The sequence below is a fragment of the Neobacillus sp. 114 genome, from assembly GCF_030127045.1.
Classification (GTDB): domain Bacteria; phylum Bacillota; class Bacilli; order Bacillales; family Cytobacillaceae; genus Neobacillus; species Neobacillus rhizophilus.
Window position 1 is genome coordinate 6,388,937 of record NZ_CP126144.1, and the last position, 10,349, is coordinate 6,399,285.

Sequence of the window (10,349 nt, forward strand, 5' to 3'; positions counted from 1 at the left end):
CCCGAAGATGGCTTATTCTGTATCATCCGGTCCCAAAAGCGATAGAATTCGTTCCAAATCCTCCTGGGAGAAAAATTCAATTTCAATTTTCCCTTTATTCTTGTTTTGTTTAATGTGCACTGATGTTCCAAACCGTTCCCTTAATGAATGCTCCCGTTCTTTGATAAAGACATCCTTTTTCTTATCTGGATTTTTTGTTTCACGTGGAACATTTTCATTTAGCTGCTGAATCAGTTTTTCAAGCTGGCGCACATTTAATGATTCCTTGATCACCTTTTCGACTACTGCTGAAAGCTTCGCTTTTTGGCGAAGACCAAGTAAAGCACGGCCATGTCCCATCGTTATTTTCCCTTCAGAAATCAACGCTTGAATGTTTGGTGGCAGGGACAATAGACGAATATGGTTAGCTACATGCGGCCGGCTTTTTCCAAGACGTTTGGCTACTTCTTCCTGGGTCAATTTCAGCTTTTCCATCAGGTTGTTGTAGGCTTGTCCTTCTTCAATTGGATTTAAATCCTCCCGCTGAAGGTTTTCAAGGACGGCCAATTCCATCATTTGCTGCTCGGAAAGCTCTCGCACTACAGCTGGGACGGTTTCAAGCTTTGCTTCTTTTGCAGCCCTAAACCTGCGTTCCCCTACCACAATTTCAAAGCCCTTTATACTTTTTCTTACAATAATCGGCTGCAGGATTCCATGTTCTAAAATGGAAGCTTTCAATTCTTCAATGGCTTCTGGTTGGAAATGCTTGCGAGGCTGGTAGGGGTTTGGACGTAAATCCTTTAGTTTAATTTCTTGGATTGTCTCCTCTTTGCCAGCTTCCATTGTAAAAAATGCATTCAGGCCTTTTCCTAAGCCCTTAGCCATGCGAGACCACTTCCTTTGCTAAATCTAAATATACTTCAGCGCCCCGGGACCTGGCATCATAATTAATGATTGGTTCCCCATGGCTTGGAGCCTCACTTAGACGAACGTTTCTTGGAATAATGGTTTTATACACTTTATCCTGGAAGTACTTCTTCACTTCCTCAATGACCTGGATGCCAAGATTAGTTCTTGCATCGAGCATTGTTAATAATACGCCTTCGATTTTTAGATCTTGATTCAAGTGCTTTTGCACCAACCTTACCGTGTTCAATAATTGACTTAATCCCTCCAAGGCATAATATTCACACTGCACAGGGATTAGCACGGCATCAGATGCTGTTAAAGCATTAATCGTCAATAAACCTAATGATGGCGGACAATCGATGATTACATAATCAAATTGATCTTTCACCTCTTCCAAAGCTCGTTTTAAACGAACCTCTCTGGAAATGGTCGGCACCAATTCAATTTCAGCTCCTGCAAGCTGGATTGTGGCCGGGATAGCGTATAAATTTTCCACGGCTGTCGGCTTAATGACTTCCTTCGCTTCCACATCATCTACTAAAACATCGTATATACACTGGTCGACTTCTGCTTTTTCAATACCAATTCCGCTAGTTGCATTTCCTTGCGGGTCAATATCTACTAATAAGACCCGTTTTCCTATATGTGCTAAGCAGGCGCCCAGGTTGACAGAAGTAGTTGTTTTACCGACTCCGCCTTTCTGATTCGCGATTGCAAGGATTTTACCCACGATGTCACCTACCCTTTAATTCTCCCAAAATTTCAATCTCATATTCTATTAAAATACCCTTATTTTGACATTATCCACCAAATGATATGGAAAGTCCATTCTCTTATTTTATCATGAATTTCGGTAGATTTTGTTTTTTTTCAAAAAATAATACAGCCGAAACTGATACATATTTTCCCTAAATAGTATATTTTTGAATGATAGTGGGGATTTTTGTAAAAATAAAAAGAACCAAACAGAAAATTGTCTGGTTCTTTTCATTTTAGTTTATATTATTTTTTCTTGGGAATGCGAATTGTAAATTGATAGAAATCCTCAAATTCCTCTTCTTCAGAATTCAGGTTAATTCCGCTGTCAGAAACCATTGTTAACGATTGGCGGATAGTATTGACAGCAATTCGCATATCTTTGCTGAAAGCCTTCCGCTTCGCTTTCGGCTTTTCATTTTTTTCCTCTAGCAGTTTGAAGACCCGGTCTTCCGTCTGTTTAACGTTCAAGTTTCTCTCGATTATTTCTGTAAGCATAGCCACTTGCTTTTCTGGATCCTTAAGCGGAATAAGGGCGCGGGCATGGCGCTCAGTAATCGTCTTATTTAATAAAGCATCCTGAATGGGCTGAGATAATTTAAGAAGACGCAGCTTGTTGGCAACGGTTGACTGCCCCTTGCCAAGGCGTTGAGCCAACGCCTCCTGTGTGAGGTTATGAAGCTCAAGCAGCTTGCTATAAGCAATCGCCTCTTCAATCGGCGACAGCTCTTCCCGCTGAAGGTTTTCAATAAGAGCAACGGAAGCGGTTTGCGAATCGTTTAAATTTTTTACAATAGCCGGAGCTTCATCCCAACCTAATTTCTTCATCGCCCGCCAGCGGCGTTCCCCAGCGATAATTTCATATTGGCCGGAAGCAAACTCTCTTACAACAATCGGCTGTATAATACCATGTGTATGAATGGTTCTGGATAATTCCTCAATTTTCTCTTCATCAAAAACTGTTCGCGGCTGAAATCGGTTAGGAACAATTTGGTCTATCGGTATTTTCTTAATTTCTTCGTTTCTCTCTATATTCAGCTCTTCTTCAAGCTCAACAGTTTGTTCTCCCTTATCAGCAAAGCCAAAAAAGCGTGTAAATGAATTTTTCATCCCCGACACCACCTTTACGAAAAACTCCCTTTTACTTATTCTCTATGTCGATACATTCTTCCTGCCTAGGATATCATTTTTATCGCAAAATTGTCAGCCCTAAGAAATATCCAATCCCATCCGAACCTTCAAATTCACCTATTCAATTGGGGTCTTTCCAGGAACACCCGGCTTACGCGGATATTTTTTTGGCGTTTGTTTTTCTTTCTTAATGATGATGATCGTTCTGTCGAATTCCTCAATTGGCAGGTTAAAGGTGTGAGAGTTGAGGAGTTTGCCGCCAAGTGCTGTAATTGCTTTTTGACCCGTCTTTAATTCTTCCTCTGCGTTGACCGCTTTTAATGCCAGGAAGTGACCGCCGACTTTGACAAGCGGAAGGCAAAGCTCACTTAACACAGACATTCTGGAAACCGCCCTCGCTGTCACCACATCAAAGCTTTCCCGATAGTTTGGATTGACACCAAACGTTTCCGCACGGTCATGGACGAATTGAACCTTTTCCAAATTTAATGTCGTGGCCAAGTGATTTAAAAATGTAATTCGCTTATTTAGAGAGTCAACAATCGTTACATCGATATGCGGAAAGGCAATTTTCAACGGAATGCTTGGAAATCCTGCACCTGCCCCAACATCACAAAGGCGAAATGGTTTGGTAAAGTCGAAATAAAACGCTGCTGAAATTGAATCGTAAAAATGCTTTAAATAGACTTCGCCTTTTTCCGTTATTGCCGTTAAGTTCATTTTTTCATTCCACTCAACCAGCGTTTCGTAATACTTTTCAAACTGGCCAAGCTGGGTGCTGTTTAGGGCAATTCCTTTTTCCTTTAAACTTGTTTCGAATTGTTCGATATTCATAAAAGTTTCTTCCTCACTCCATTATTCATTGGCGATTCTGGCGATCCGTCCTTGTTCCAAATAAACAAGCAAAATAGAAATATCCGCCGGATTTACCCCGGAAATTCTGGAAGCCTGAGCGAGTGTTAACGGCCTGATTTTCTTCAGCTTTTGCTTTGCTTCTGTCGCTAACCCACTAATGGCATCATAGTCGATATTTTCTGGTATCTTCTTATCTTCCATTTTCTTTAACCGCTCAACCTGCTGCAATGATTTTTCAATATAGCCTTCGTACTTAATTTGGATTTCCACCTGTTCCTTGACTTCATCATCTATAGGAACTTCTGACTTCGTCAATGTCTCAAGCAGTTCATACGTCATTTCCGGTCTTTTCAATAAATCGGAGGCTCTGATACCATCTTTTAATTCACTGCCGCCTATGTTTCTGATTAATTCTTGGACTTCGGCAGAAGGTTTTAAAATAACAGAACGCAATCTTTCCTTTTCTGCTTCAACAGCTGCCTTTTTAGCTAAAAATACTTGATACCGTTCTTCGCGAACCATGCCAATTTTGTGCCCTATTTCGGTTAACCGCAAATCGGCATTATCATGACGCAGCAACAAGCGGTATTCTGCCCGTGATGTCAACAAGCGGTATGGTTCATTTGTTCCTTTAGTAATTAAGTCGTCAATTAACACACCAATATAAGCATCGGATCGGCTTAGCACAAGTTCTTCACGGCCAAGTGCATTTAAACCTGCATTAATCCCTGCCATTAAACCTTGTCCTGCTGCTTCTTCATAGCCTGATGTTCCATTAATTTGCCCAGCAGTATAAAGATTTTTTACAACCTTTGTCTCTAAAGTCGGCCAAAGCTGTGTTGGAACGATGGCATCATACTCAATTGCATAACCAGCCCGCATCATTTGGGCGTTTTCAAGTCCTGGGACGGTTTTAATGATTTGCTGCTGCACATCCTCAGGAAGACTTGTCGATAATCCCTGTACATAAACTTCCTTTGTATTTCTTCCTTCCGGCTCCAGGAAAATTTGATGGCGCGGCTTGTCGTTAAAGCGGACCACTTTGTCTTCGATGGATGGGCAATAACGCGGACCTGTTCCTTTGATCATTCCTGAGAACATCGGTGAACGATGAAGATTTTGGTCAATGATAGAATGTGTTTGATCATTTGTATAGGTTAACCAGCATGGGAGCTGATCGGTAATGTATTTTGTTGTTTCATAAGAGAATGCCCTCGGCTCTTCGTCGCCAGGCTGAATCTCCGTTTTGCTGTAATCAATGGTGTTGCTGTTTACTCGTGGCGGTGTTCCTGTTTTAAAGCGGACCAACTCAAAGCCGAGCTGTTCTAAATGCTCTGAAAGCTTAATGGATGGCTGCTGGTTGTTCGGGCCGCTGGAGTATTTTAATTCACCAATGATAATTTCACCGCGAAGGAATGTCCCTGTTGTAATAACAACGGTTTTCGAACGGTATACTGCACCTGTTTTGGTAACCACACCTGTGCAAATTCCATCTTCGACAATCAATTGCTCAACCATGCCCTGAATTAAGGTTAAGTTTGTTTCCTCTTCCAAGGTCTTTTTCATTTCATGCTGGTAGGCAAATTTATCGGCCTGGGCTCTGAGCGCACGGACTGCTGGACCTTTACCTGTGTTCAGCATTCTGATTTGAATAAGGGTTTTATCGATATTCTTGGCCATTTCCCCGCCAAGTGCATCAATTTCCCGGACCACGATACCTTTTGCCGGCCCTCCCACTGAAGGGTTACATGGCATGAATGCCACCATATCAAGATTGATGGTAATCATTAAGGTTTTCGCACCCAGTCTTGCCGCCGCAAGGCCCGCCTCACAGCCGGCGTGACCGGCCCCAACGACAATGACGTCGTAATTTCCTGCTTCGTATTGCATGGCTTTCCTCCTTTTCCGTTTTTCAAACGGAAAAATTACTCTATTTTTTATACTAGCCGCATCGCCTCACTGCGGTCTTACTTTCCTAAGCAGAACTGCGAGAATAACTGGTCAATCAGACTTTCATGGACGCTGTCGCCGATAATTTCCCCGAGCAGCTCCCATGTTCTTGTTAAATCAATTTGCACAATATCGATAGGCGTCCCAATTTCCACACCTTCAATCGCTTCCTCTATGGCCCGTGAACTTTGATTCAACAGCGCTATATGGCGAGTGTTAGAAACGTAAGTGGCATCCTTCGCTTCAATTGAACCGGCAAAGAATAAAGCGGAGATTGCTTCCTCCAGTTCATCAACACCGCGGTCTTCCAATAGAGATGTCGTAACTACCTTATGGTCTTTTGCCAATTCCTTAACCCGGTCCATATCAATTTGCTGTGGCAGGTCCGTTTTGTTGACAATCACAATTACATCCATTCCGTTTACCGCTTCAAAGAGGTTTTCATCCTCTTTTGTCAGTTGATCGGAATAGTTTAACACCAGCAAAATAAGGTCCGCCTCTTTCAAAACCTGGCGGGAACGCTCGACGCCAATCCGTTCAACGATATCTTCCGTTTCCCTGATACCAGCTGTATCCAATAACCTTAGCGGCACACCGCGGACATTCACATACTCCTCGATAACGTCCCGTGTTGTCCCTGGGATATCTGTGACAATTGCTTTATTCTCTTGAACAAGACTATTCAATAAAGAGGATTTTCCAACATTAGGCCTGCCGACAATTACTGTCGACAACCCTTCACGTAAAATCTTTCCCTGCTGGGAGGTTTGCAACAGTTTATTTAATTCTTCCCTTACATAATGAGCCTTCGGCAAAAGCATTGTATGTGTCATTTCTTCTACATCATCATATTCAGGGTAGTCAATATTCACTTCAATGTGGGCTAGAATCTCAAGAATCTCCTGTCTTAACCGGCGAATCAACTTGGAAAGACGCCCTTCCATTTGTCCTAAGGCGACATTCATCGCCCGGTCAGTTTTTGCCCGGATTAAATCAATGACTGCTTCCGCCTGGGATAAATCAATCCGTCCATTTAGAAAAGCACGTTTCGTGAATTCTCCTGGTTCGGCAAGTCTCGCGCCGCCATTTAAGACAAGCTGCAGCACCCGATTAACGGACACGAGTCCACCGTGGCAGTTAATTTCAACTACATCTTCTTTTGTAAAAGTTTTCGGGCCCTTCATCAAAGAGATCATAACCTCTTCAGCCACTTGGCCGCTTTTTGGATCAATGATATGACCATAATGAATCGTATGGGAGGACATTTCCGCCAATTTCTTTCCGCTGACACTTCTAAATAGCTTATCTGCAATTGGAACGGCCTCATTTCCGCTCAATCGGACAATTGCAATGGCTCCCTCTCCCATTGGTGTCGATATGGCCGCAATTGTATCAAACTCCATTTTTTTCACCCCGCAAGCATTACAATATTTATATAAAGTTTCGATCTCGTTTCAAAATAATAGAATACCACAAAAAAGCCAGCCTTTGCAGTTAACTGGCTTGAATTATCCACACTTGATAATACCTTGTATTATTTTAACTTATCCACATGTGAATAACAATAAAACACATTTTAGTTAATAAAAAGTTATTCACAGGGATTTTTTCAAAAAAACTACAAAAAAGGCTGTTGATTTCCGCTCCAATCAACAGGTGTTTTATATTTTTCTTTTCCTAATAAAAAAACACCCTGCCTTTTGGCAGGATGTTATCTTGTTCTCACTGGTGAAATCACAACATGGCGATGGGGTTCTGTTCCATCGGAAGAGGTTTTGACCCGTTTATTTTCGGATAAGGCAGTATGAATAACTTTACGCTCGTAGGATGGCATTGGTTCAAGAGCGACATCCTTTCCTGTTTGAACGGCTTTTCGCGCCAGGCGGTTGGCCAGCTGGATGAGCGTTTCATTTCGTCTGTTTCGATAATCCTCAGCATCCAGAATCACGGTAAAATATTGCTCCGAATGGCGGTTTATCACTAATTGCGTCAAATATTGAAGAGAGTTCAGTGTTTGTCCCCGCTTGCCAATAAGCAGCGCAATTTTCTCACCTGTCAAAACAAACAGCACCTGCTTACCATCACGCTTCACATCAATACTTACAGGTGCGCCCATTTGTTCGCCGACTTGCATCAGAAATTTCTTAGCTTCTTCAATCGGGTCGTGGATTACGGACACCTTTACTACCGCCGGCCGTGAGCCGAAAATTCCAAAAATCCCCTTTTTTCCTTCATCAATGATGTTAATTTCAGTGCGGTCCTTTGTTGTCTTTAATTGAGCTAAAGCTGATTCTACTGCTTCTTCGACGGTTTGTCCTGTAGCAGTTACCTGTTTCACTTTTTTGCTCCTCCCGCATTACCGGTGGCATTCGCCTTTAAATCCGGTCCTTTAATAAAATAGGTTTGAACAATCATAAAAATATTTCCGACAACCCAATACAAGGAAAGAGCTGCTGGGAAATTGAAAGCAAAAATAACAATCATAATTGGCATCATCCAAAGCATCATCGCCATTTGCGGATTCTGCTCCTGCCCCGCCATCATGATTTTTTGCTGAATAAATGTAGTGATCCCTGCAACGATCGGCAGGATATAATATGGATCCTTTTCACCAAGGTCAAACCAAAGGAAGCTATCCTGGGCAATTTCTCTTGTTCTCGAAATTGCATGATAAAACCCAATTAAAATCGGCATTTGAACGATTAACGGAAAACAGCCCGCCATTGGGTTAACCCCATGTTTTTGGAAAAGAGCCATCGTCTCCTGTTGGAGCTTTTGCTGTGTTTTTGCATCTTTTGAACTGTATTTCTCACGAAGCTTTTTCATTTCCGGCTGCAAAGCCTGCATTGCTTTTGAGCTTTTTGTCTGTTTAATCATCAGCGGCAGGATCACCAGGCGGATTAGAATAGTTACAACGATAATCGATAACCCAAAGTTTCCGCCTAGCAAATGAGCCATTTCTTTAATCAGCCATGATAATGGATAAACAATATATTCATTCCAAAAACCTGTACTCTCTGCCGTGATTGGTTTATTGAATTCACTGCACCCAGTCAGCAGCAGGAAAACAGAAAGCAGTCCGAATAACAATAATATTCGTTTGTTCAACCGGTTTTTCCTCCTTGTTTCTTTATAATAGATAATTGCTTGTCCTCTTTTTAGCTAATAAGAAAGTATAAAATTTCCCCCAATTTTATACTTTCTTAACGCATAAATTCAACTACGCCTCATAAACAGTCCTAACGGACTCGCCAATCGGCGAGTTTCCATTTATGTATTTCTCCCAATGCTATGTTTCAAAGGATATTTTATCATTTTTTTACAGGTTATGTCTGCTCAGTTTGTGCTGAATTTGGCTAGTTCCTTAACAATTATCACCTAATCATTTTTTCTTAAAACCTTACCAACCTTTAATACATGGGTTAGACTGCTTTTGATCTCAAAAAAGTCCATTTCGCTGGCAGGCTTTCTGGCGATAATTACATAATCATTTCCTGGCGTTAATTGTTCTTTCAGCTCAAAAATTGCTTGCCTGACATATCTTTTAATTTGATTTCTTGTTACGGCATTGCCTAGCTTTTTGCTGACAGACAATCCAATTCGAAAATGGCTCTGTCCTTCCTTTTCTAATGAATAGACGACAAATTGCCGGTTAGCAAAAGAACGACCTTTTTGAAAAACAACTTGAAAATCTTGATTCTTTTTAATTCGGAGCTCCTTTTTCATAAAACCGAACAGTCCTCCTTATTCTAAAGGCTCTGTTAAACAGGTCTGTTGATTTCCGCTCCAGGCGCAAGCGGTTCGCGGGCGGTTAGGGAGCCTCCTCGTCGCTTTGCTCCCGAGGGGTCTCCCCTATCCCGTACTCCCGCAGGAGTCTTCGCGCCTTCCGCTCCAATCAACGTTTTTCTGAATCAAAAAGCGTTATAAAGTGATTTAAAAAAAGACCACTGAGACGTTTCAGTGGTCTAAGCTGATAATACTTTTCTTCCTTTTCGGCGACGACGAGCAAGAACTTTACGTCCGTTTGCTGAACTCATGCGGCTACGGAAACCGTGAACTTTGCTGTGCTTACGCTTATTTGGTTGATACGTTCTTTTCATTATATTACACCTCCCAGAGGATAAGCCTATAAATTTAAAACGACAGTCTTACTTATTATAAAGATGTTAACTTTATATTGTCAACTACTGTCCTAATATTGTTACCTTTTCCCAGATCCCTTAGATTCGGTTCGGTAAGAATTATTTTGCCTGTTTAGATAAAAAATAGCCTGAAGACTACTCTCAGCTCACTGTGGATAAAAAATCGACAAATTTCGGACTATCCACACAAGATATTGACAGGTTTTTCACAAATTATCAACCTGTGGACAATTTTCATGCACAGCCCACTGAGGTTGTGGATAAATCTTGAAAAACCATTGCAAACCTTGATATTATTTGTTATTATATTTGTGTTTTCACTCTGAATAACTTTGTCACCCTTAGTCTTTATCCACAAATTGTGGATAACCTGTGGACAGTTTATTCATCGGTTCTGTAAAAACTTGTCCACAAGAGGTGGATATTGTCGAAACTCCACATTATTTCCTTATTATATGTTTTCCACAACCACTGTTCATATTTTAATAAATTAATAGGTTGTACTCATGGATGAAAAAAATTTTCATACCCAATATTGCACCGAATGAGAGATGAAGAATTCAAATAGATAACGTTTCTTGGGAGTTTAACGTCATCGGAGTATTTAAATAAAAAGGAGGGAAACTA

The 10,349-nt window shown here is 41.3% G+C and carries 10 protein-coding genes; all 10 read right to left on the reverse strand.

Going from position 1 to position 10,349, the window contains the following annotated elements:
- Window positions 1-12: 12 nt before the first annotated feature.
- A complete protein-coding gene (locus QNN06_RS31155) occupies window positions 13-864 on the reverse strand; it encodes a ParB/RepB/Spo0J family partition protein (RefSeq protein ID WP_213116961.1) in 852 nt (283 codons plus the stop codon).
- Window positions 857-1,618 carry a ParA family protein gene (locus tag QNN06_RS31160; protein WP_213116960.1) on the reverse strand — a complete coding sequence of 254 codons (762 nt, stop codon included), beginning with the start codon at window positions 1,616-1,618 and terminating at the stop codon, window positions 857-859. Before QNN06_RS31160 ends, QNN06_RS31155 begins: the two co-directional genes overlap by 8 nt.
- A 272-nt stretch (window positions 1,619-1,890) precedes the next feature.
- Window positions 1,891-2,754: a nucleoid occlusion protein gene (gene noc, locus QNN06_RS31165; RefSeq protein ID WP_213116959.1), complete on the reverse strand. Its 864-nt coding sequence runs from the start codon at window positions 2,752-2,754 to the stop codon at window positions 1,891-1,893.
- A 138-nt stretch (window positions 2,755-2,892) separates the two neighbouring features.
- On the reverse strand, window positions 2,893-3,609 hold the full coding sequence (gene rsmG / locus QNN06_RS31170) for a 16S rRNA (guanine(527)-N(7))-methyltransferase RsmG (protein WP_284036726.1): 717 nt from the start codon (window positions 3,607-3,609) through the stop codon (window positions 2,893-2,895).
- Window positions 3,610-3,630: 21 nt separating this feature from the next.
- Window positions 3,631-5,520 carry a tRNA uridine-5-carboxymethylaminomethyl(34) synthesis enzyme MnmG gene (gene mnmG, locus QNN06_RS31175; RefSeq protein WP_213116957.1) on the reverse strand — a complete coding sequence of 630 codons (1,890 nt, stop codon included), beginning with the start codon at window positions 5,518-5,520 and terminating at the stop codon, window positions 3,631-3,633.
- A gap of 77 nt (window positions 5,521-5,597) precedes the next feature.
- A complete protein-coding gene (gene mnmE, locus QNN06_RS31180) occupies window positions 5,598-6,983 on the reverse strand; it encodes a tRNA uridine-5-carboxymethylaminomethyl(34) synthesis GTPase MnmE (RefSeq protein WP_213116956.1) in 1,386 nt (461 codons plus the stop codon).
- Window positions 6,984-7,291: 308 nt separating this feature from the next.
- Complete coding sequence (gene jag / locus QNN06_RS31185) at window positions 7,292-7,918, reverse strand: RNA-binding cell elongation regulator Jag/EloR (protein ID WP_284036727.1); 627 nt, start codon at window positions 7,916-7,918, stop codon at window positions 7,292-7,294.
- Window positions 7,915-8,688 carry a YidC family membrane integrase SpoIIIJ gene (gene spoIIIJ, locus QNN06_RS31190; protein ID WP_213116954.1) on the reverse strand — a complete coding sequence of 258 codons (774 nt, stop codon included), beginning with the start codon at window positions 8,686-8,688 and terminating at the stop codon, window positions 7,915-7,917. Before spoIIIJ ends, jag begins: the two co-directional genes overlap by 4 nt.
- 270 nt (window positions 8,689-8,958) lie before the next feature.
- The gene (gene rnpA, locus QNN06_RS31195; RefSeq protein WP_213116953.1) at window positions 8,959-9,306 is read right to left on the reverse strand and encodes a ribonuclease P protein component; all 348 of its coding nucleotides are present in this window, start codon (window positions 9,304-9,306) and stop codon (window positions 8,959-8,961) included.
- A gap of 239 nt (window positions 9,307-9,545) precedes the next feature.
- Window positions 9,546-9,680 carry a 50S ribosomal protein L34 gene (gene rpmH, locus QNN06_RS31200; RefSeq protein ID WP_066059809.1) on the reverse strand — a complete coding sequence of 45 codons (135 nt, stop codon included), beginning with the start codon at window positions 9,678-9,680 and terminating at the stop codon, window positions 9,546-9,548.
- Window positions 9,681-10,349: the final 669 nt, after the last annotated feature.

Bases quoted from the DNA above. Each gene is read 5' to 3' on its own strand.
- rpmH (WP_066059809.1), bottom strand. From the start codon at position 9,680: ATGAAAAGAACGTATCAACCAAATAAGCGTAAGCACAGCAAAGTTCAC.
- noc (WP_213116959.1), bottom strand. From the start codon at position 2,754: ATGAAAAATTCATTTACACGCTTTTTTGGCTTTGCTGATAAGGGAGAA.
- mnmE (WP_213116956.1), bottom strand. From the start codon at position 6,983: ATGGAGTTTGATACAATTGCGGCCATATCGACACCAATGGGAGAGGGA.
- rnpA (WP_213116953.1), bottom strand. From the start codon at position 9,306: ATGAAAAAGGAGCTCCGAATTAAAAAGAATCAAGATTTTCAAGTTGTT.
- mnmG (WP_213116957.1), bottom strand. From the start codon at position 5,520: ATGCAATACGAAGCAGGAAATTACGACGTCATTGTCGTTGGGGCCGGT.
- QNN06_RS31155 (WP_213116961.1), bottom strand. From the start codon at position 864: ATGGCTAAGGGCTTAGGAAAAGGCCTGAATGCATTTTTTACAATGGAA.
- rsmG (WP_284036726.1), bottom strand. From the start codon at position 3,609: ATGAATATCGAACAATTCGAAACAAGTTTAAAGGAAAAAGGAATTGCC.